15 protein-coding genes are annotated in these 20,388 nt (G+C 66.7%); 4 read left to right on the forward strand and 11 right to left on the reverse strand.

Annotation, left to right across the window (positions count from 1 at the left end; genetic code table 11):
• Window positions 1-3: 3 nt before the first annotated feature.
• The 3 genes from B9Z03_RS26810 (at window position 4) to B9Z03_RS26820 (ending at window position 1,834) form a co-directional block, all read left to right on the forward strand.
• Window positions 4-1,056: a substrate-binding domain-containing protein gene (locus B9Z03_RS26810; protein WP_085467027.1), complete on the forward strand. Its 1,053-nt coding sequence runs from the start codon at window positions 4-6 to the stop codon at window positions 1,054-1,056.
• 104 nt (window positions 1,057-1,160) lie between these two features.
• Window positions 1,161-1,406, forward strand: a complete 246-nt coding sequence (locus B9Z03_RS26815; RefSeq protein ID WP_085467028.1) for a type II toxin-antitoxin system VapB family antitoxin — start codon at window positions 1,161-1,163, stop codon at window positions 1,404-1,406.
• Window positions 1,406-1,834: a type II toxin-antitoxin system VapC family toxin gene (locus B9Z03_RS26820; protein WP_085467029.1), complete on the forward strand. Its 429-nt coding sequence runs from the start codon at window positions 1,406-1,408 to the stop codon at window positions 1,832-1,834. Before B9Z03_RS26815 ends, B9Z03_RS26820 begins: the two co-directional genes overlap by 1 nt.
• A gap of 1 nt (window position 1,835) precedes the next feature.
• Here B9Z03_RS26820 and B9Z03_RS26825 read toward each other — a convergent pair whose 3' ends face one another.
• The 8 genes from B9Z03_RS26825 to ligM form a co-directional block, all read right to left on the reverse strand.
• On the reverse strand, window positions 1,836-2,474 hold the full coding sequence (locus B9Z03_RS26825) for a LysE family transporter (RefSeq protein WP_085467030.1): 639 nt from the start codon (window positions 2,472-2,474) through the stop codon (window positions 1,836-1,838).
• A gap of 126 nt (window positions 2,475-2,600) precedes the next feature.
• The gene (locus tag B9Z03_RS26830; RefSeq protein WP_085467031.1) at window positions 2,601-2,963 is read right to left on the reverse strand and encodes a type II toxin-antitoxin system toxin MazF; all 363 of its coding nucleotides are present in this window, start codon (window positions 2,961-2,963) and stop codon (window positions 2,601-2,603) included.
• On the reverse strand, window positions 2,963-3,229 hold the full coding sequence (locus tag B9Z03_RS26835) for a type II toxin-antitoxin system antitoxin MazE (RefSeq protein ID WP_085467032.1): 267 nt from the start codon (window positions 3,227-3,229) through the stop codon (window positions 2,963-2,965). The genes B9Z03_RS26830 and B9Z03_RS26835 overlap by 1 nt, the downstream gene beginning before the upstream one ends.
• A 63-nt stretch (window positions 3,230-3,292) precedes the next feature.
• The gene (locus tag B9Z03_RS26840; protein WP_085467033.1) at window positions 3,293-5,347 is read right to left on the reverse strand and encodes a bifunctional aldolase/short-chain dehydrogenase; all 2,055 of its coding nucleotides are present in this window, start codon (window positions 5,345-5,347) and stop codon (window positions 3,293-3,295) included.
• 35 nt (window positions 5,348-5,382) lie between these two features.
• Window positions 5,383-6,324: a sugar-binding transcriptional regulator gene (locus B9Z03_RS26845; protein ID WP_085467034.1), complete on the reverse strand. Its 942-nt coding sequence runs from the start codon at window positions 6,322-6,324 to the stop codon at window positions 5,383-5,385.
• Between the two features lie 103 nt (window positions 6,325-6,427).
• Window positions 6,428-9,106 carry a bifunctional acetate--CoA ligase family protein/GNAT family N-acetyltransferase gene (locus tag B9Z03_RS26850; protein ID WP_085467035.1) on the reverse strand — a complete coding sequence of 893 codons (2,679 nt, stop codon included), beginning with the start codon at window positions 9,104-9,106 and terminating at the stop codon, window positions 6,428-6,430.
• A gap of 91 nt (window positions 9,107-9,197) precedes the next feature.
• Window positions 9,198-9,992 carry a GntR family transcriptional regulator gene (locus B9Z03_RS26855; RefSeq protein ID WP_085467036.1) on the reverse strand — a complete coding sequence of 265 codons (795 nt, stop codon included), beginning with the start codon at window positions 9,990-9,992 and terminating at the stop codon, window positions 9,198-9,200.
• Window positions 9,993-10,061: 69 nt separating this feature from the next.
• Window positions 10,062-11,462: a vanillate/3-O-methylgallate O-demethylase gene (gene ligM, locus B9Z03_RS26860; RefSeq protein ID WP_085467037.1), complete on the reverse strand. Its 1,401-nt coding sequence runs from the start codon at window positions 11,460-11,462 to the stop codon at window positions 10,062-10,064.
• A 499-nt stretch (window positions 11,463-11,961) separates the two neighbouring features.
• On the opposite strand from ligM, the gene B9Z03_RS26865 reads away from it, so the two are divergent.
• A complete protein-coding gene (locus B9Z03_RS26865) occupies window positions 11,962-12,645 on the forward strand; it encodes a Crp/Fnr family transcriptional regulator (RefSeq protein ID WP_085467886.1) in 684 nt (227 codons plus the stop codon).
• A gap of 30 nt (window positions 12,646-12,675) precedes the next feature.
• Here B9Z03_RS26865 and B9Z03_RS26870 read toward each other — a convergent pair whose 3' ends face one another.
• The 3 genes from B9Z03_RS26870 to B9Z03_RS26880 form a co-directional block, all read right to left on the reverse strand.
• Complete coding sequence (locus B9Z03_RS26870; protein WP_085467038.1) at window positions 12,676-16,983, reverse strand: cytochrome P450; 4,308 nt, start codon at window positions 16,981-16,983, stop codon at window positions 12,676-12,678.
• Window positions 16,984-17,259: 276 nt separating this feature from the next.
• Window positions 17,260-19,032, reverse strand: coding sequence for an adenylate/guanylate cyclase domain-containing protein (locus B9Z03_RS26875; protein ID WP_085467039.1), 1,773 nt, complete (start codon window positions 19,030-19,032; stop codon window positions 17,260-17,262).
• Window positions 19,033-19,241: 209 nt separating this feature from the next.
• Window positions 19,242-20,294, reverse strand: a complete 1,053-nt coding sequence (locus B9Z03_RS26880) for a LacI family transcriptional regulator (protein ID WP_085467040.1) — start codon at window positions 20,292-20,294, stop codon at window positions 19,242-19,244.
• Between the last annotated feature and the right edge of the window lie 94 nt (window positions 20,295-20,388).

The raw sequence follows: 20,388 nt of genomic DNA on the forward strand, positions 1-20,388 counted from the left end.
ACAATGATCACCCGCAGGACGTTCTCCAAGCTCGGACTGGCGCTCGCCGCCGGCTCGGCCCTTCTCGGAATGCCGGCGCTCGCGCAGGACAGGCCGGCTCCGTTCGACAAGCCCGGCGACGTCAAGATCGCGCTGGTGCGGTATCTGTCGACCGGCGATTTCTTCCAGGCCTATCTCGCCGGCGTGGAATCCCAGGCCAAGGCGCTGGGCGTGCAGCTGCAGGTGTTCGACAGCCGCCAGGACGCCGCGCTCCAGGCCGACATGGTCGACCAGGCGATCGCGCTCGGCGTGCAGGGCATCATCATCCAGCACGGCCTGACGGAATCGATGAAGGAAGCCGCCCAGCGCGCGGTCGACGCCGGCATCAAGGTCGTCGCCTTCGACGTCAACGTCGAGAACGACAAGATCCCGCAGATCGAGCAGTCCGACCGCGACCTCGCCCGCCTGGCTCTCGAGCAGGCGATCAAGGACAATGGCGAGAGCTGGAAGGCGGGCTATGTCTATGTCGCCGGCATCGCCCCGCTCGACCGCCGCAACGAGACCTGGGTGGAGTTCAAGAAGAAGTATCCGGGCATCAACGAGGCGGCCATGTTCGGCACGCTCGACAATCCGATCGCCAACTCGGTCGCGAACCAGGCGCGCTCGGTGGTCTCGGCAAATCCGGACATCACGGTGATGTTCGCGCCCTATGACGAGTTCGCCAAGGGCGTGAAGATCGCCGTCGACGAAGCGGGCCTGTCGTCCAGCGTGAAGATCTACTCGGCCGACATCTCGACCGCCGACATCTCGGCGATGCGCGAGGCGGGCAGCGCCTGGGCCGCCACCGCGGCAACCAACCCGGCCGTGGTCGGCCAGGTCTCGGTGCGCGCTCTGGCGCAGCTGCTGGCCGGCGAGGACCCGGGCAAGAGCGTGATCGTTCCCCCGACGCTGATCACCCAGAAGGACCTCAACGACAACGACATCAAGAACATGGAAGAGCTGTCGGCCAAGCTGCCGCAGTTCGCCCATGCCGACGTCGCCATGCCGGCCTGGATGCCGAACCCGAACGCGAAGTGACCACACAGTCGTTTCGATAAAAGGGGCGGGCCGAACGGTCCGCCCCTTTTTCTTGCCGGCGGGATATCTCGGGCGTATATCTAGATATCCGAAGGAGATATCCGATGGCGCTTTTCATCCGCGACGACGAGGTCGATGCTCTGGCGAGCGAGCTTCAGCGGGCGACGAATGCAGCCACAAAAAAGGAAGCGGTGCGGCGGGCGCTGAAGAACGAGTTGGCGCGAATGCGCGCTGTTCCGCCCGGCAACGACAAACTGGCGCGGGCGATGGCGCTCGCCGACGCGATGGGCGACAGCGATCCGGCCTTCGACATGAAAAAGTTCACGGACGAGATGTGGGGAGACCTCTGATGTTCGTGGACGCTTCGGTCCTAGTCGCCGTCCTCGCGCGAGAATCCGATGGTCCGCAACTGACCGAGCGACTTCGAGGTATGATCCCCGGTGGCACGTTCGTCTCGCCAATCGTGCGCTACGAAGCGACGCTGGCAATGGCTCGGGTGAAAGCCAAGGCAGCCGGGAGAACAAGGCCGACGCCGGAACTCCTATTGCAGGCACGCGAAACCGTTGATGCCTTGCTCGATTGGCTCCAGGCCCAGGACGTGGACATCACTTCTGAAATCGGCGTCGCGGCACTCGAAACGACCGGGCGCTACGGAAAAATCGTGGGCCATCCGGCAGCGCTCAACTTCGGCGACTGTTTCGCCTACGCCTGCGCCAAATCCCTCGGCGTCGCCCTCGCCTACAAAGGCGACGACTTCACCCACACAGATCTGGCATGAATCACCCGCCGGAGTTCAGGGCGTCGAGCAGGGTCCATACGGCAATCGCAAGAAGAGCCGCGCCGGCGATCCCGCGCACGGTCGCTCCGAGATAGGGCGGAAGGCCGCGCGCTGCGGCGCGGCTTGCGATCCAGCCCACGAGCAGGAACCATCCAAGCGCCATCGTGAAGACGCAGGCGGGCGCGGCGACCAGCAGGCGGCTGCCGGAGTCCGCAAGACTTATTGCGGCCGTGGAGAAGAAGGCGAAGCTGATCGGATTGCTCAAGGAAGTGACGAGACCTGCGAGGAGATGTCCGCCAATCGCGCCTCCCGCCCGGGCAACGCGCGGATCGGAAGGCCTGACAGCCTGGGAGACGAGCCGCAGGCCGAGATAGAGCATCGTCGCCGCGAACAGGAACGGCGCGACCAGGCCGAGATCGGCCGCCTCGCCGATCCTGTTTCCGGCATACATTGCCACCAGCGCCAACAGCGTGGCGCCGAACGCCACGCCGATCGCCGCCGCCATGCCCTCGCCGCCCCGCGACGCCAGGCTCGCCGCCGAGACGACGACCATATTCGGACCCGGCACCACCAGCAGCGCTGCATAGCCTGCCATCAGTTGCAGCGTCCCGGCGGGAAGGCCGTCGATCAATCCGGACATCGCGTTTCTCCGCGACGCCCGGACCGTCTTATCCTTCACACGCGTCGCGGTCGCTGATTGCCGCAACGGAAGCAAGAGGACTGTGAAACATCTAACGCAGCGTCGCGGCGGGCGACAGTTCAGGCGCTACTCTGCCGGATCGATCGCGCTGACCACGCGCGCCACGATCTCCCCGATCGTGGCATCGTCGAGCGTCTCGACGTAACGCGCGGTTCCACCCCGCACACGCGCCTCGATATCGAAGCTGCGGACCTGGTTGCAGACCGCGACGCCGGTGGTGCGGTGGCCGATGATCGGGACGGCCAGCCCGACATTGCGGGTGAACACGCCGCCCGTCGTCACCGGGACGGTCATCGAGACGCCGAGTGCGTTGATTTCGTGCGGCGTGATCACCACGAAGGAGTGGAGGTCCTTCATCTCGCGGCCGGCGACCGGATTGGGATCGATCCAGTAGATGTCTCCCCGCCGCGGCACGCTGCTGCGGACCATCAGGGCAGCTCGCGGCCGACGGAGTCACCTTCGCGCGCCCATTCGGTCTGCGCGTTGAGCTCGGCCATTGCGTCGGCACCTTCCAGCAGCTCGCCAAGCGAGTAGCGCTTCCTGGCGCCCCTTACCGGACGGGCGATCAGCTCGCCGTCGGTAACGCTCAGCGACAATTGCGAGCCGACCTCCACATCCATCAGCTTCAGAAGCGCCGGCGGGATGGTCACCACGGCGGCGCCGCCCTGCCGGCGTATTTTCGATGTGATGGACATTGGCGACACTCCAACCAGATGTGCTACATACATAGCACACGCGAGAGTGACCGCAATCGATCCTTACCGCAGCGTCGCCGCGATATTCCCCCCGTCGACCGTCGTCACATCCGCCGTCGTCCGCTCCGCCAGCGCGTGGTGCAGGAAGGCCTGCGCCACGTGGTCGGCGGTGACTTCCTGGCCGAGCAGGTTGCCGGACATGTAGTCCTTCTCCGACAGGCCGCGGGCGGTGGAGCGGCTGGCGATCATCGCGTCGGTGAGCAGGCCCGAGCGGATGCGGTCGGCGTTGACGGCGTTGGAGCGCACGCCGATCGAACCGTAGTCGAGCGCATATTGCCGCGACAGGAACAGCGTCGCCGCTTTGGGCAGGCCATAGGCGCCGAACTTCGGGCCGGGATTGATCGCCTGCTTGGAGGTGTTGAAGAGCAGGCAACCGCCGGTGCCCTGCTGCTTGAAGATGCGCACCGCGTTCTGCGCCACGGACTGGTGGGCGAAGAAGTTGAGCTCGAAGCTCTTGCGCAGCAGCGCGTCGTCGATCTCGCCGATCGCGCCTTCGAAAGCCGCGCCCGCATTCGAGACAACGATGTCGACGCCGCCATAGGTCGCGACGGCCTTGTCGAACGCGGCGCGTACATCGGCCGGCTTGGTCACGTCCGCGCCCACGCCGATCGAGGCGTTGCCGGCGGCCTTGGCGACCTCCTTGGCCTTTGCCTCATCGAGGTCGACCACGACCACATGTGCGCCATTGGCGGCGAACATCTTCGCCGTCGCAGCGCCGATCGCGCCCGCGCCGCCAGTCACCAGCATCACTTGGCCCGTCAGCGGCTTCGGCTTGTTGCCGGCGAGCTTGGCCTGCTCCAGCGACCAGTATTCGAGCTCGAACAGGTCGGACTTGGCGAGCGGGCGGAAGTCGCCGATCGCCTCCGCCCCACGCACCGCGTCCATCCACGCCTCGGCGACATCTGAAGCGATCTTCGCGTCCTTCAGTGTGCGGCCGTGGCCGAAGATGCCGACGCCCGGAACGAGGCTGAGGCGCGGCATCGGGTCGAGCATGGTGCGCCTGACCTCGTCGCGCGCGTCGTTGGTGCGGAAGTAGTCGGTGTATTCGGCGACATAGGCCGCCACCTTCTCGCGGATCGCCTTCGGATAGTTCGCGTCTCCGGCGGCCGGTGCCGGCAGCACCATCGGGCCAGTCTTGATGCGGATCGAGAGATCCGGCGTCGAGACGCCGCGATCGGCCAGCCGCTGGAGATCGGCATTGGCGAGGAAATCGAGGATCGCCGGCGAGGTGCGGAAGTCGGACACCATGCGGTCGAAGCGTCCTTCACCGAGATCGACGGCGACCGCGCCCCGCAGCGACGAAGCGATGTCTGCCGCTGTCGCCAGCGTCGCGGGGAGTGCCGCGGTCTTCGCCGGCGCCTTGCCGTTCTTCGCGACATAATCCTCAGCGACCGTGACCCAGTGGATCATCAGGTCATAGGCCTCCTTGGCGGTCTCGGCGAAGGTGAAGATGCCGTGCTTGTCGAGGATCAGGCCTTCGACGGAGGTGTCCTTCTCGAACACCTCGGCCGCCGCCTTGGCGAGGTCGAAGCCGGGCTTGATGTAGGGCACGTAGCCCATCTTCGGGCCGAAGACCTTGGCGATCGTCTCGACGCTGTCGGTGCCCTGGTCGACGATGGCGAGCACGGCCGTCGAATGCGTGTGGTCGACGAACTTGTGCGGCAGGAAGGCGTGCAACAGCGTCTCGACCGACGGATTGGGCGAGGACGGGTCGATGAGGTTGGCGCGCTGCAGCGCGACCATGTCCTCGTCGGAAAGCACGTCCTTTGCGCGCGCCTTTAAGAGCGGCGCCATCTTCACCGCCGGCAGGCCGGCCGGCTCGATGACCGCCATGTCCCAGCCGGAACCCTTGACGTGCAGCACGTCGTAGGTGTCGCCGACGAGGTCGGTCGCGGTGGCCTTCACCGACGTGTTGCCGCCGCCATGCAGCACCAAGCGCGGCTCGCCGCCGAGCAGCCGGGTCGTGTAGACGCGCAGCGCCAGATCGCGCGCGACGCCCTTGGCGGCATATTCGCCGACGAGACGCTCGGCTTCCTGGTCGTTCCAGAGGTTCTTCATTGCAGTCTTCCGTATTGCGATGAGTTGATGACCGGTCAGCCGCCCGCAAGCAGGCCGCGCGCTATTGCCGCGGTCGCGACTAGGTGGGTGCAGAAGCCGCCGGCAAGCGCTGCGCGAAGCGGTGCGAGCTTGCTCTCCTCCTGCACGACCGTCAGCCTGCGGGGGATCTTCTTGAGGCTTTCGAGATCGGCGGAGATGACGCGGCGGTTGTAGTCGCAGTCGAGCAGGCGGCCGGAGCGATCGATGATCTGGCCGGCGATCACACCCGCCCCGCCCTGCTTTCGCAGTTGCGCCAGTTCGTTCGCCGTCAGCGCGCCGCACTTCACCACATGGCTGTCCTCGTCGAGCGTGCCGACCGAATAGAGCGACAGGTCGCAGCCGGCGACGCTGTCGAGCTGCTCGCGGATCACCGGCTCGCTGCGCAGGGCGCTGGCAAGCTCGGGCGTAGAGAGAACCAGGGGGGCATAGAAATTCAGGCCGCGCGCGTTGAGCCGCCGCGCGATCTCCATCGTGCACTGGTCGGGCCGGTAGGAATAGGGCGCGCCGAGATTGCCGCAGAGCTGGACGACGGTGACGCCTTCGAGATCGGCAAAGGACATGACGTCGGCAATCGCATAGACGGTGCGGCCCCAGGCGATGCCGACACGCTGGCCGCGCCCGACCATCTCGAGGAAGACGCTCGCCCCGAGCGACGGGATCTCGGCCTCGGCCTCCCCGGCGGCCAGGTCCTCGCCGGCGATCCAGACGGCCTCCAGCCCGAACTTATCCTCGACCTCGCGGGCGAGCTGTTCGCCGCGAAAGAGATGCGTGGCGGTGGAGATGTTGACGATGCCCGTCTCGCGGGCGCGACGGAGATAGAGCGCGACGGAGGCGCGCGAGATATTCAGCCGCTGCGCCACCTCGTCCTGGCGCAGTCCATGCGTATAATAGAGCCAGGCCGCCTTGTGCACGATCCTGTCAGCTTGCGCCTTCGCCATTGCTCCTCACCATGCTCCAACGCATGGCGACATATTTCACACGGATTGGCAATTGTCAAAGAAATGGCGCGACGGAGCCTGCGGCAAACATGGGTGCCGTGGGCTAATCGAGATCGAGCGACGCCAGCATCAGGCCGGGCTCCTGCGGATGATGCTCGACATGGAAGCCGAACTGGCGGCACATCGACAGCATGCGCGTGTTGTCGCCCAGGATGATGCCTTCGATCCGCTGGATGCCGTCGGCACGGGCGTAGTCGATCAGGTGCCGCAGCAACGCCCAGCCGAGCCCGTGTCCCTGCAGGTCGGTCCGCACGAGAAGCGCGTATTCGGCCTTCACATGGTCCGGATCGGCGGACAGGCGGCCGATGGCCGCAAGCTCGCCGGTCTCCTGCAGGGCCACGAAGGCGATCTCGCGGTCGTAGTCGAGCTGGGTCAGCCGCTTCAGCATCTCGTCCGGAAACTCCTTGCGCTGTGCGAGGAAGCGGAAGCGGATGTCGTCGGCGGACACTTTTGCCAGGAAATCGGGATAGAGCCGGACGTCGGCCGGCTTGATCGGGCGGACATGGAAATCGGCCCTGTCGCTCGAGACGGTCGTTTCCCAGCCGGACGGATAGGGGCGGATCACGAGCGAACGCTCCGGCCCGTCCTCCTCGACCCGCGCCGGATCGATCTCGACGCGGGCGTCGAGCGCGACGGCGCCCTCGGCATTGGCGAGCAGCGGGTTGATGTCGACGCCGTCGATGCAGGGGAAATCGATGATGAGCTGCGACAAGCCGTTGAGCGCCTTCACGATCGCCGCGCGGTCGGCCGGTTTGCGGTCGCGGTAGCCGGCAAGCAGGCGGCCGATGCGGGTGCGGTCGATCAGGTCGCCCGCCAGCACGTCGTCCATCGGCGGCAGGCCGACCGAGGTGTCCTCCATGACCTCGACGGCGACGCCGCCTGCGCCGAACAGGATCACCGGTCCGAAGATCGGATCGCGGCTCATGCCGAGGATCAGCTCGTGCGCCTGCTTGCGCACGACCATCGGCTGCACCGCGAAGCCGTCGATCGCCGCACCCGGTTTCACCTTCGCCACGCGCTTCTCGATCGTGCGGGCGGCCTCGGCAGCCGCCTCCGCCGTATCGAGCGACAGAACCACGCCGCCGACGTCGGACTTGTGGGTAATCTCCTTCGACAAAAGCTTGACCGCCACCTGCCCGCCCCCGGCGAGCAGCCGCTCCGCAGCGGCCTGCACCTCGGCCGGGGTTTGGGCGACCAGCACTTCCGGCGCGTCGACGCCGTAGGCGCGGATGACGCTCTTCGCCTCCGGCTCGGTCAGCATGCGCCGGCCCTCTCGCGCAGCTTCGCGCAGGATGCCGAGAACCAGCTTGCGGTTGCCATCCACATCCTCGCTGCCGGCCGACGGCACGCGGCTCAACGCCATCTGCGCCTTCGACCAGTCCGCAAGATAGGCGGCCGCCCGCGCAGTGTCGGCCGGAGTCTCGAAGCTCGCGAGACCGGCATCCTGAAGGGCGCGGCGGCCGATGCGCGCCGTGTGCTCGCCGAGCCAGCAGGTCAGCACCGGCTTGCCGCCGATATGGCCCTTGTCGGCAAGCTCGGCGACGGCAGTGGCGGCCGCGATCGGCGAGGCGAGGCCGGTCGGACAGTTGAACACCATCACCGCATCGACCCCGGGATCCGCCGCAACGGCCGAGACCGCGGCGCGGTAACGCTCCGGCGGGGCATCGCCGATGATGTCGACCGGATTGCCCTTGGACCAGGTCGGTGGAAGGACCGCGCCCAGCGCCTTCAACGTCTCGGGAGAAAGCTCGGCGAGTTCGATGCCGCAGCTCACAAGCTCGTCGACGGCCAGCACGCCAGCGCCGCCGCCATTGGTGACGATGCCGATGCGGGCGCTGTACAACGGCGGGAAACGTGAGGTGATCTCGGCCGCGTCGATCAGCTCCGCGAGGCCGTCGACCCTGAGGATGCCGGCGCGCCGCAGTGCCGCGTCCACCACGCGGTCCGCGCCCGACAGAGCGCCGGTGTGGGTGGCGGCAGCCTTGGCCGCGGCGGCATGGCGGCCGGACTTGATGGCGATCACCGGCTTGATGCGCGCGGCGGCACGTGCCGCCGACATGAACTTGCGCGGATTGGTGATCGATTCGAGATACATCACGATGGCCTTGGTGGCCGGGTCACCGGCGAGCAGGTCGAGCCAGTCGCCGACGTCGACGTCAGCCATGTCGCCGAGCGAGACGATATGGGAGAAGCCGACATTGTTCTCCGCCGCCCAGTCGATCAGCGAGGTGGCGATCGCGCCGGACTGCGACAGGAGCGCGATGTTGCCGGGCCGGGCCGCCATATGGGCGAAGCCGGCATTCAGCTTGAAGGGCGGGATCATCAGGCCGACCGTGTTGGGACCGATGATGCGGAAGAGATGAGGCCGTGCCGCGTCGAGCATGGCCTGGCGCAGCCCGTTCGCGCGCGTCAGCCCCGCCGTGATCACCACGCCAGCGCGGCATCCTTTCTCGCCGAGCTCGGAGATGACGCCGGGCACCGCTTCGGCCGGCGTGACGATGACGGCGAGATCGGGCGCGGCCGGCAGGGCGGCGGCGTTGCGGAAGGCGGGGAGACCGCGGATCTCGTGGTATTTCGGATTGATCGGCCAGATCGGCCCTTCGAAACCGCCGGAGACGATGTTGTCGAGCACCACCCGCCCGACAGATCCCACGCGCTCGGAAGCGCCGACGACAGCCACGGAGCGCGGACGCGCGGCGAATTCCAGGTTTCTGATGGTCATGCGTCACCCTCTTTCCGCCGACGACCTATCGCTGAGGAGACTGCATCGTCATTGTCACGGATCAAAAGTACGTCGGCCGGCGCCCCGGACGCTACAACCGTCGGAAAGCCGACGACATCCAGTCGGTGGGGCGAGTGTCTCTCTCGGCTTCCTCGTCGGGGCGAACCAGCGTGAGTGCCGGGATGCGCTGCATCAGGCTTGGGTCGCGGTGCAGCACATACTCCAGATTGCGCCTCGCCAGCCGGGCATGCTCGCGGGCGATCGCTTCGGCGCGCGCGCCTTCCCTCTTCTCGATCGCCTCGAGGATGGCGCGATGCTGCTCCTGCGCGCCGACGAGCGACCGGCGGAAGACCGGAACGTCTTCCTGCTTTTCGAGGAATGCGCTGGGCGACGCGAAGGGCAGCCGCACGGCACGCTCGATCTCGCGACGGATCGTCTCGCTGCCGGCAAGCCCCGCCAGGAGCCGGTGGAACTCGTCATTGCCCTGCACATAGGCTTCGAAATCCATCTCCGCCGGCCCCGGCTCGATGGCGCGCCCGATCGCGTCGACCACATACAAGATGTCGGAAAGCTTGCGCGGGTCGGCTCCCCGCTCGGCGGCGAGCCGCGCCGCGGTGCCTTCGAGCACGCCGCGAAGCTCAAGCGCGTCCATGACCTCCTCGATGGTGAAGGCGCGGGCAAAATAGCTGCCGGACCGGGTCTTTTCGAGAAGGCCTTCCTGCTCCAGCCGCGCCAGCGCCGCGCGCACCGGCGTGCGCGAAATCCCGAGTTGCTCGGCGAGGGGGATTTCGGACAATCGCTCGCCGGCCGCAATCCGCCCGCTCATGATGAGATCGCGAATTCCGAGCAGCGCCTTGAGCGATTGCGAAGCTTCCTTGTCACCCATCGCGTTCTCCCCGGCGATCCGACCGGCCCGTCCGGGCCGATCGGGAGCTTTCCCTGCACTATCTGTGCCTCAGGCCGCGCGGGTGCGCCAGCTTTCCACGTAGTTTTCGCGCGCTTCGCGTGCGTACGGCGCCGCCGACACGCGCACGCGGATCTCGGCCTGGCGGTGCTTTTCCGTCGCGGTCTTGTCCGTGCCGCCGTCCGGCTCGCCCCAGACGAGCGTCAGGATGTCACCGATCTCGACGTCGTCGTCGACGACGCCGAGCGACAGCATGCAGCGTTCGTTGAAGCTGTAGCCCGAGAACATCGACAGCCCGACCATCCGGTCGCCGCGCATGATCCTGTCGAACGACGAGGAGGCATAGTTTGCCACCGGGAAGTCGATCCATTTGTAGGGCAGGTCGTCGCGCTGGAAGGCCGACGCGATGACCTTGGCCACGTCGTCGCCGTTCCATTCGAACGTCACCTTCTTGCGGTGCCTGCGGCCCTGCATCTTCTCCAGGGCCGCACGCCCGACGAAGTCGTGATCGTTCTTGATATAAAAGCCGTAGCCGAGCTCCCAGGGGGTCGAATAATAGTCCCGGATATCGTCCGACACGAACGACCCGCCGATCGAGCCGGTCGCTTCGTAACCGTCGGCCGGCAGCCACTGGCGATAGGCTTTCATCTCCTCGCCGGTGTAGACGGCCGGCAGCGGCGACGGGATCCAGCCGGACTCGAGCGTGTTCGTCGAATAGGCCCGGCTGCCGACCTGGTAGAGGTCGAACTCCTTGCCCGCCTCCAGGATCGCCGCGCGGATCTCGTCCTTTTCGGCATAGGGACCGAACACCTCCAGCCCCGGCGCGCCGGCCATGCCGTGGCGCAGCGCCCTCACCTTGCGGCCGGCGATGTTGATGCGGTCCATATGGAAGAACTTGATGTCCGGCACCAGCCCGCCATTGAGCTTCTCGAGGATCTGCGGCGCGTTCGGCCCCTGGATCTGGAAGCGGTAATGGCGTCGCTCGACCTTGTTTCCGTCCGGTCGGGACGGCGAGCGGTCATCGCGGATGGTCTTGACCGAACGACCACCCTTTTTGGCATTGTATTCAACCCAGTTCACGGTCGGGGCGCGGCCGACCAGGACGTATTCGTCCTCTTCGAGGTGGAAGCAGATCACATCGCCGATGACGTAGCCTTCGGGGCTCACCGGCACGTAGTGCTTGGCGCGGTCGACGGGGAAGTTCCTGAAACTGTTGATCGACAGGCTTTCGAGGAAACGGCCCGCGTCCGGCCCTTCGACGGTCAGCTCCGCCATGTGATGCGACTGGTCGAACAGTACCGCGGAATCGCGCCAGGCGCGCTGTTCGTCACGCCAGTTGGCGAACTCGGCCGCGACGACTGGATACACATAGCTTCCGATTTTTGAGTTTCTCAGAATCTCGACGATGTTTTTTCCCGATTTTGTGACGTCTTCCAAGCTAGATGATGTCATTGTTCGATCCTCCCTGATCGCTGGCGACTTCCATGCGCAGTACCTGTATACAATCAGAAGATATCGAGCCGTTCAATCGCCATTCCGCGACCTTCACGCAAGGCGGGTCGGGCGCGGCCGGCCGCTCCTGGGTCCATCCGCGATGCCCTTCATGTGAATCACCTCACAGACGCGCGCCCTGAATTCGAAGACCTTCCGTTACGGCAAGGCCGAATCGAGCCTTGAGCCCAATGAAAAGGAGCAGGTCCCAGCGACCCGCACGTTCCCGAATGCCAAAGGACTTTTCATTGTCGTCGTCTGCGCGGGCGGTTCCTCCCGCCGTCCGTGCAGACGGCCCGCCGCGCTCCGCGACGCCCTTCCTGCCGCCCCGGCCCGCGCCGCGGCTGCTCGGGGCGCGTTTCGAGCGAAACTGTCCGTCACTCGAGTGAGCAACGCCATGCTTTCCACCATGATCGAGCTGTCGTACAAAGACACCGGACGCCGCGAGCGGAGCATTCCGATGACGGGCAGCACACATGATGCGGGTGGCGCAGCCCTTCCGGTGCGCATCGGAAGCGGCCTGTTCGACCTGTTGTTCAAGGGATGCCGCATCGAGCGCTACCCGGCCGGCCAGCACCTGTTCGTACAGGAGGACGACGCCGACCGGATCTATGGCGTCCTTTCCGGGACCGTGGAGATCTCCCTCTTCTCGCCCGGCGGGCAGAAGCTGGTCGCCAATATCGAACTGCACCACAGCCTGGTCGGCGAGATCGGCGCGCTCGACGGCGGCACGAGGACGGCGACTGCGATCTGCCTGACGGCCTGCGAGCTCGTCTCGCTCAGCCGCGCGCAGCTGTTCGACCGGATGCAGGCCCACCCGGAACTCGCCCGCGCGATGATCGAGCTTCTGTGCGCGCGGCTGCGCTGGGTGAGCGGAGAGATGGGCGACCTCGCCTTCTTCGCCATCGAGGCGCGGCTCGCCAAGCGGCTTGGGCTCCTGTCCGGCATCAGCGCCGACAAGGATGGCTGGATCGAGCTCTCGCAGGCCGAGCTTGCCGAATTCCTCGGCGCCACGCGCGAATCCGTCAACAAGACGCTCAACGACTGGCGCTCGCGCGGCGTGATCGAGCTTCGCCGTGGCGGCGTGCGCGTCGTCAGCGCGGCGAAGCTGCGCGGCATCGCCAGCGCCGGCGAGGACGACTGAGCCGTCTCCCGCCGTAGGCTGCGACTTGCCCTACAGCCGCGAGATCATGAAGCGCAGCGCCGCCCGGCTCGGCATGAAGAAATAGCCGCCGCCGCGCGTCGTCACGAAGCTCGGCATCTCCCGCAGCACCACGTTGCCTTCCCATTTCGGGATCGAGAACCGGCCCTTGCCTTCGTTCGCGCCGATCGCCGGGTCCTTCTCGCCCGCGAGGCCGTGGAAGGAACGGGCCGACACCCAGGTCTGCTGCATGAACTCGTACTGACGCTCGATGTCGGCGTTGAGGCACATGAAGAGCAGGCCCTTCTCGGTCTCGCCCTTCTTGGCCCCCGGCACTTCGTAGGTGCGACCGACGCGCAGGATGCGGTGCCGCTTGCCGATGCTGATCTGCGTGGCGTGGTCGTCGCCCAGCGAATCGCGCGGGTTGGAGCGGCGGATATGTGCCCCGAACGGACAGCGCAGCCCCTGCGGGTCCTCGGCGCCGTAGGAGAAGGCGTTGTCGACCGGCCGATCCGGCCGGCCTTCGGGATTGCGCACCAGCGACGAGCCATCCTTCCAGCGGCCCATCATCTTGGCCGCGATCCACTCCGGCGTGATCGACGGGTCGTCGTGCTCCTTGGCCTTGGTTTTCGCGGCGAAGACGCAATAATCGTCGAAGGCGTCGACGTGCTGCTCGAACTGACGCACGACGATGAAGGAGCCGTTGCGGCCGAAATCGTGCAGCGCGTCCGTCGTGCCGTCGGCGCCGCGCCGGAAGCGCAGCGAGGACAGGATGCCCGACGGATCGTGGTGCGCCTTGACGGCCGGCGACACCGGATAGAAGCCGTGCTCGTCGCGATAGCCGAACAGGAATTCGCCAGCGGCAACCACGTTGGCCTCCGGCGCGCCGCCATGGGCGCGCGCCGTGCCGCGCACCGCCGGCTGCGAGATGCCGTCGGCGAAGCCGAAATGCTCGATCGCCCGGCCGTTGCGGCGCACGGTCTCGGCCCGTTCGTGGCTGGCCGCCGCGGCGCGATTGTAGCGCTTGGTCTCGAGCGGCGCCTGGCGTTTGGTTTCGAGTGGCAGATCGAACCCCGGCGACAGGCCGGCAGCCTTCGCGCGCTTCTTCACCTCGGCGACTTTCTTCGCCAGCAGCGACGGGTCCTTGGCATAGCAGAGGACGATCATGTCGACCGGCTTTTCGGGCGAGCCCCAGCGCCATTTTCCGGGCTGGCTCTCGCCGATGTCGTCGAGGATGCGGCTGCGCTCGGGATGGCCCATGCCCTGCAGGAAGGCGTTGGGGAAACGCTTCAGCGCCTCCTCGTCGGCGCCGCCGTCGAGCCCCAGCCGGCGCAGCCCGCGCGGACCGAAGGCGATGGTCATCGCCCTGTCGCGCGGGATCGGATCGCCGAAGCTGGTCTGCGCGGTAAGGAACTCCAGCCATGTCCGCCGCCCGTCGCGGCCCAGGCCACCCGGCACCTCGAACGCGGTCAGATGGCCGTAGTCCAGCGCGCCGAAGGCGTTGAAGAAGATCGACTGGATCTCGCCGGACTCCAGCGGCTCCGGCGGTTGCGGCGCCTCCGGCTTCGCGGCCGCCTCGACCAGATCCTGCGAGATGCGCGGCCGCGGGCGCGAGCCGAACAGGCTGAGCCAGTCGCGCGCCTCGCCGTCGGTGGCGCGGCAGATGCCCCGCCGGATGCGCGAATTGATGCGAATCCGCTGCGTGTTGACCTCGGGATAGGCCGAATACCAGAACAGCGTCGGCACCTGCTGCCGCCTCGCCCAGCGCTTGAAGCGGTCGCCATCGCGGGCGCCATCGCCGAAAAGGTCTTTTGCGCGGGGGAAACCGACCGTGTTGCTCCAAACGCCCGTCAGGCCCGCCGCCGCCTTGGTGATGAAGTCCTCCAGATAGCTCTCCCAGCTCCCACCGTAGTTCGAGAAAAACATCAGCCGGTCGGTCCCCGGTAGCAGCACCCAGCGCGCGAAATGGATCGTGTTGATGTCCGCGAGATATCCCGGCCGGAACACCTTCTGGGCCGAGATGGAGATCAGGTAGAATGCGAGCCGCAGCGCAAGCCGCCGCAGCGTGCCTGGCTTCATCACGGAAATCGCCGTGAGATGGTTCTGGGCGCTGTGATCTTCCCGTTTCTGGATCTTCTCCAGGTCGTCGAGCGGGATCGACTCGACGCCTCGTTTATCGGTCCTCTCGAGCCGATCGAGCGCGAACCGTGCAAGAAAGAGGAGGATCCCGATGACGAAGGCGAGGCCGATCAGGGCCAGCACCAGTGACGTGCCACCGACGAGCAGGTTACGTATGATGCCGGGAGCGGGCCCGAAGACGTACCAGTAGGTGATCCACGCACAGGCGGCGATCAGGGCGACGAGCACGGCCGTGAAGCCGAATGAGCCCAGTGTCGCCTGGATCGCCCGCCGGATATTGCCTGGCGGACGCTCCAGAAGGCTCTCGGTGGAGCGGAAAGCCCAGTCGTAGCCACCGTCGGCCTTGAGCTTCTCGCGCACCTCGGCGAGCACGCCGGCCGCACCGCGCGCATCGCCAGGATGGGGCGTCTCGGCGATGCGTTCCGCAAATGCCGCGAGCTTCGCCTCTGCCCTGATCCTCTGCACGGAATGGCCGGGCGTGCCGGCAAAGACCAGCCCCGCCGTGCTGCCGAAGGAGGGAGAGATGTCGATGCTTTTCTTGGCGAAGAGCTCTTCGAGGTCGCCGCCGGCAGGAATGTCGCAGGCTCGTTCCAGAATCGGCCGCACGATCGGGCTGGCATGATGGGCGAGCGCGGCGATGACCTGCCGGCTGTCGCCGTCGCCCGAGAACTCCAGCACCACCATGCCGAGAGGCTTGCCGGTGGCGGGATCGGCCTTGCCGGTGTCGGCGACCGCGATGCTGGCGAAATGGATGATCCCGGCGGCATCGAGTGCTGCGCGCATCTCGTCGCCCGCCGGATTGCCGAGCTTGTCGACGCTATCGCGAACCTCGCCGAGGCTCACGCCGGGCTTCGTCGGCAACGCCACCGTGACCAGCGACTGCGGTGCGATCCTGTCGAGGTCCTCGCGCTCGAAATCGATGCGCAGATGTTCGGGGAACGCGCCGATGCGCGTCATCTTGCCCGCGCGGCCCGGCATGCGGCGCACGCCCTTCTTCGCGAAGATCGCCCGCAGACACTCGCCGATCTGGACGCGCGCCACCTCGATACCGATGCAGACATGGATGCCGTGGCCGTAGACCATGTAGGTCTTCTTCGGGCGCTCCGGGTCGAACTCGTCCGGCCGCTCGACCGCGTCGGGGTCGAACATGGCCGAGAGCGTCGCCGGCATCACCGTGGATTTGTGCGGGATGACCTTCTCGCGCGGCGTGCCTTCGGCGATCCGCAGGTCGGCCGACGCGTAGCGCCACGGGCCGATCCAGATCGGCTTGAAGCGCATCGCCTCCAGCACCGCCTTGTCCAGCGCCTTGGTGTCTCCAGCGCCGACCGCGAGACGGACCGCCGTCTGCGCCTCCGGCTTCGACAGGATGACATCGAGGCAGTTGCCGCCGGCGAGCAGGTTGGTGGGAGCGAAGCCGGAGATCATGCCCAGCATGACCGAGTGGACCTCCTCCAGCTTGAGGACGCCCTGGTCGATCATCGCCACCATGCGCGAGAGCGGCGTGTCGGGCAGCGCCGAGCCCTCGCGGACGGCGGCGATGGAACGGTCGACGGCCTTGATCATCCGGTCGGCGGCGACGACGGCCAGCTCGCGCGTCGCCTTGTTCGCCGTCGGATCGGAGAAGAAGATCGACGAGAGCGCGATCGACCAGTCGGCGAACTCGTCCTCGTCATCGACGATCATGCCGAAATATTCGCGGCAGATCTTCACCGGCACGATCTTCATCAGTCCGGCGATGGCGTCGAAGCCGGGCGAGGCGCGGTCCATGATCTCGCGCGCATGCCGGGCGGCGATGGGGCGCACGCGCGCTTCCACCTCGGCCGGCGGGAAGGCGCTGAGCAGCGGCTTCTTCAGCTTGCGGTAGTCGGGACCATCCTGCATGCCGAGGATGAAGTTGGAGCCGCCGGCCATCTCGGTCATTTCGAGGCCATAGGGCGTGATGAATTCGCTCTCGCGCTCCAGGATCTCGCGCACGTCGGCATCGCGCGTCACCAGAACGAACTTGCCGATGCGCACGGTCGGCCACCAGCGCCGCACGATCTTCAGCCACCAGCGTGGGTCCTCGAAGATGAGCCCCTTGACCCATTCGCCGATGCCGCCCTTCGAGCGCAGCCGACCGAGGTCGAACGGCGGCATGTCGGAGACGGGTCCCTGTTCGGCCTGCGCCTTGATTACCCCGTCGAAGTATTTCGTCGTGATCATGGTTCGAAGCGCCCCCGCCTCAAGGATCGAAGTCCCGCATGCGCCCGGCCGTGCCGCGTGAGAGGCCGGAAAGCTCCGGGCTCCACGGACGGGGTTCGGAATGAAAGCCGGCAGCGCTTAGACTTACGAGGTTCCACCCGACATTGTCCTCGGATCGTCCGGCACGCCACGCGTGCACGCCACTATCGATGCAAGTGAGGGCCAGTGTCTAGATGCGCCGGCCGTTTCGTCTGTGATCGATTTCATAGATCGTCGCCGCAAGCGCCCCGATGGTCGTCACCCGGGCCTCGCCATCTCGAAATTGGCGATGAGGAAGTCGTTCGCCTCCCTGTCGACGAAGGGAATCCAGCGGATGCGCTGCACGGTGAAGTCCGGATGGCGCGTGTCGAAGATCGCGCGCTCCCGCGCGGCCTCCTCCATTCGGCCGCTGCGCATCAGCGCGCCGATCTTGAGGAAGCGCGCATAGAAATAGCCCGGCGAGAGCGCCAGCGACCGTTCCGCCGTCTCGATCACCGCCGGCCACTGCTCCATGAAACTGTAGGCGGCGGCGAGCTCGCCGAGATTGTGGAAGCTGTAGATGTCGAACGGGCTGAGCCGCTCCGCGTCGCGGAACAGCGGGATCGCCGCCTCCGGCTCGTTGAGCAGCAGCCGCGCGCTGCCCATGGCGGAGCGCGCGAAGGCGAAGCTCGGATTGATATGCAGCGCGACTTCGAGATGCTCGACGGCCCGCGCCGGCCGGCCGCGCATGATCTCCATCGCGCCGAGATTGGCGTGCGGGCGCGCATCCTGGCTGTCCATCAGCAGCGCCTTGTGGGCGAATTGCGCGACGCGTTCGAGATCCTCGCTGTCGCCGAAGCGCAGCCATGCCCGCCAGAACCACCACCAGGCGAGCTCGTTCAGCACCGCGCTGGAATTGGGGTCCTGGCTGTAGGCCTTGGTGAAGAGCTCCAAAGCGAGTTCGGTGTCCTGGCTGGTGCGCCGGGCCATGTGCCAGCGTCCGCGCAGCACGAGCTGCCAGGTCTCCAGCGTTTCCCACGGCACCTGGAAGGTGCGCGCCTGCTCGACGCGGTCCACCTCCTTCTCCAGGATGCCGACGATCTCGCTGCCGATCTCGTTCTGCAGCGCGAAGACATCGTCGAGCGCCCGGTTGAAGCGGCGCGACCAGACCAGGCGTCCGTTCGAAGCATCGACCAGGGCGACGGAGATGCGGATCTCGGCCGTGTTGCGCGCAAGCGTGCCGCGCACGACATAGCGCGCGCCGAGCGCATTGCCGACGAGGCGGATGTCGAGCGCATCGTCGCGGAACTGCGCCGACGAACCGGTCGAGATGACCGAGATCCAGCGTACGTTGGAAAGGCCCCGTCCGATCTCCTCGGCGATGCCGTCGGCCAGATAGGCAAGTTCGCGCTCTTCGTCATGGCGGAACGGCAGCACCGCGATCGCCGGCGGCCCTTGCGGCAGTGCCAGGTGCTTGAGCAGGCCGAGCGGCAGCGAGGCGGGAGCGGCGCCATCCGCCGTCGCGCTCGGCCGCCCGGCCGCGAAGATGCGCACCGGCAGCGAGATGTTCTTTAGCGACAGAGTGCCGAGATCCGTGAACTCCGCAGCCGCCTTGTCCTTGACGTGATGCCATGTCGTTTCGGAGATCGTGAGCCCGCCATGCGGAGCGAATTCCTGGATGCGCGCGGCGATATTGACGTCGTCGCCGTAAAGCCGGCCTTCATGCGCGATCACGTCGCCGGTGTTGATGCCGGCGCGGAACGGCATGCGCCGGCTCGGCGGGGCGGCCTCGTTCAGCGCCGAGATGCGCTCCTGGAAGTCGAACGCCGCCAGCAAGGCCTCCACCGGATTGCCGAACTCGGCCATGATCGAGTCGCCGGCATCGCCGAAGGTGCGGCCGCCATGTACGCCGCAGCGTTCGACGATGATGTCGCGCCGCTCCTCGAAGGCGGACAGCGCCGCCTCGTCGTCCATGCCCATCAGCCGCGAGAATCCCGCCGCATCGATCGACATGATCGTTGCGAGCTGTCGGATATATCGCCGAGCAGCCATCCTGACAGACTGTCCTTCTCGCCCGCGCTCGCCGACCTGATGGCCGGCCCGGCAGCATGTTGCCCAACCCCTCGCCGCGGCACGCGTAACGATGCTTCGGCCCCCTCGCCAGGTTTCAGGCTAACAGGACGTAACGTAAACCTCCACAGCCGAGACGTTGCATCGAGGCGGAAATGGCGCCTTGCCGCATCTAAAAAGTTATCCGGACGTTAAGAACGCCCCTCCGACAGCCTCTCGGCGGCCGGTAATGCGACGGTCTGAAGCTCGCACACATCCTTGCCGGCGATGGCGCCCATGACAGCCTTGGCGAGCTCGCGGCCGGCGAGCCGGAAGTCTTCATGGACCAGTTGCAGCCCGGGGCGGAACCATCGCAGCAGCTTCGACGACTGCTTGCTGACCACGTCGACCTCGCGGCCGAGCGCAAGACCGGCGGCTTCCAGCCCAGCAACCAGCGCGAACGCCGCGCCGCCGCTGGCGCAGACATATCCGTCCGGCGCGCCGGAGCGGACCGAGAGCGCGGCGACCCGGTCGCGGATCGTGTCGATGGAATCGTCGATCGACAGGTCGCCGAGCGAAGTCTCCTGCAGCCCCGCCGCGGCGAGCGCCTCCGCGAAGCCCTTGCGGGTGTGGCGATGATAGGTGAGCGCCGGCGGCGGCGGCAGCAGGGCCAGCCGCCGGCGGCCCTTCGCGACCAGCGCCTCGACCGCCATCCGCCCATAGGCCTCGTTGTCGAAATCGTGGAAGGGATGCGGCGCGCCGATACTGGTGCGGCCGTGCGTTGCGAACGGGAAACCGTGCTCCATGAGATAGAGTACGCGCGGGTCGTTCGGCGTGGTGCGCGAGATGATGATGCCGTCCGCGGACTCGGTCTCGACAACATAGCGGATCGGGTCCATCGGGTCGCGGCGGCGCGAATAGGGCGTCACGACGAGGTGGTAGGACGTGTCGGCGATGCCGTCGGAAATGCCGTAGATGATGTCGGAGACGAAGCCGGTGAGATCATCCTCTGTGTCGAGCACGAGGCTGATGACATTGGTCTTGCCGGTACGCAGGCGCACCCCGGCGCGGTTCGGCCGGTAGCCGACCTGGCGCGCGACGAGCTGGACGCGGCGGCGCGTTTCCTCGCCGATCTCCGGCGCGTCCTTCAACGCGCGCGATACGGTCGTCACGCCGAGGCCCATCATGAAAGCGATCGATTTCAACGTCGCACGCCCGTCGGGCGGCTGCGCCGTCTCCGCAATGACCTTCGCCCGCCGCCCCATCGAATGCTCCTGCCGGCGATTCATCATATGACCGCGCGAACTAACTGTAACGATACAGATATTCGCTTTCAACAAGGATATTGCGTAGCTGCTT

This window comes from Mesorhizobium australicum (genome assembly GCF_900177325.1).
In the GTDB taxonomy this organism is placed as follows: domain Bacteria; phylum Pseudomonadota; class Alphaproteobacteria; order Rhizobiales; family Rhizobiaceae; genus Mesorhizobium_A; species Mesorhizobium_A australicum_A.

What these genes read in the sequence shown, in the direction of transcription:
- B9Z03_RS26810 (WP_085467027.1), top strand. Translation starts at nt 4, where the DNA reads ATGATCACCCGCAGGACGTTCTCCAAGCTCGGACTGGCGCTCGCCGCC.
- B9Z03_RS26815 (WP_085467028.1), top strand. Translation starts at nt 1,161, where the DNA reads ATGGCGCTTTTCATCCGCGACGACGAGGTCGATGCTCTGGCGAGCGAG.
- B9Z03_RS26820 (WP_085467029.1), top strand. Translation starts at nt 1,406, where the DNA reads ATGTTCGTGGACGCTTCGGTCCTAGTCGCCGTCCTCGCGCGAGAATCC.
- B9Z03_RS26825 (WP_085467030.1), bottom strand. Translation starts at nt 2,474, where the DNA reads ATGTCCGGATTGATCGACGGCCTTCCCGCCGGGACGCTGCAACTGATG.
- B9Z03_RS26830 (WP_085467031.1), bottom strand. Translation starts at nt 2,963, where the DNA reads ATGGTCCGCAGCAGCGTGCCGCGGCGGGGAGACATCTACTGGATCGAT.
- B9Z03_RS26835 (WP_085467032.1), bottom strand. Translation starts at nt 3,229, where the DNA reads ATGTCCATCACATCGAAAATACGCCGGCAGGGCGGCGCCGCCGTGGTG.
- B9Z03_RS26840 (WP_085467033.1), bottom strand. Translation starts at nt 5,347, where the DNA reads ATGAAGAACCTCTGGAACGACCAGGAAGCCGAGCGTCTCGTCGGCGAA.
- B9Z03_RS26845 (WP_085467034.1), bottom strand. Translation starts at nt 6,324, where the DNA reads ATGGCGAAGGCGCAAGCTGACAGGATCGTGCACAAGGCGGCCTGGCTC.
- B9Z03_RS26850 (WP_085467035.1), bottom strand. Translation starts at nt 9,106, where the DNA reads ATGACCATCAGAAACCTGGAATTCGCCGCGCGTCCGCGCTCCGTGGCT.
- B9Z03_RS26855 (WP_085467036.1), bottom strand. Translation starts at nt 9,992, where the DNA reads ATGGGTGACAAGGAAGCTTCGCAATCGCTCAAGGCGCTGCTCGGAATT.
- ligM (WP_085467037.1), bottom strand. Translation starts at nt 11,462, where the DNA reads ATGACATCATCTAGCTTGGAAGACGTCACAAAATCGGGAAAAAACATC.
- B9Z03_RS26865 (WP_085467886.1), top strand. Translation starts at nt 11,962, where the DNA reads ATGACGGGCAGCACACATGATGCGGGTGGCGCAGCCCTTCCGGTGCGC.
- B9Z03_RS26870 (WP_085467038.1), bottom strand. Translation starts at nt 16,983, where the DNA reads ATGATCACGACGAAATACTTCGACGGGGTAATCAAGGCGCAGGCCGAA.
- B9Z03_RS26875 (WP_085467039.1), bottom strand. Translation starts at nt 19,032, where the DNA reads ATGGCTGCTCGGCGATATATCCGACAGCTCGCAACGATCATGTCGATC.
- B9Z03_RS26880 (WP_085467040.1), bottom strand. Translation starts at nt 20,294, where the DNA reads ATGGGGCGGCGGGCGAAGGTCATTGCGGAGACGGCGCAGCCGCCCGAC.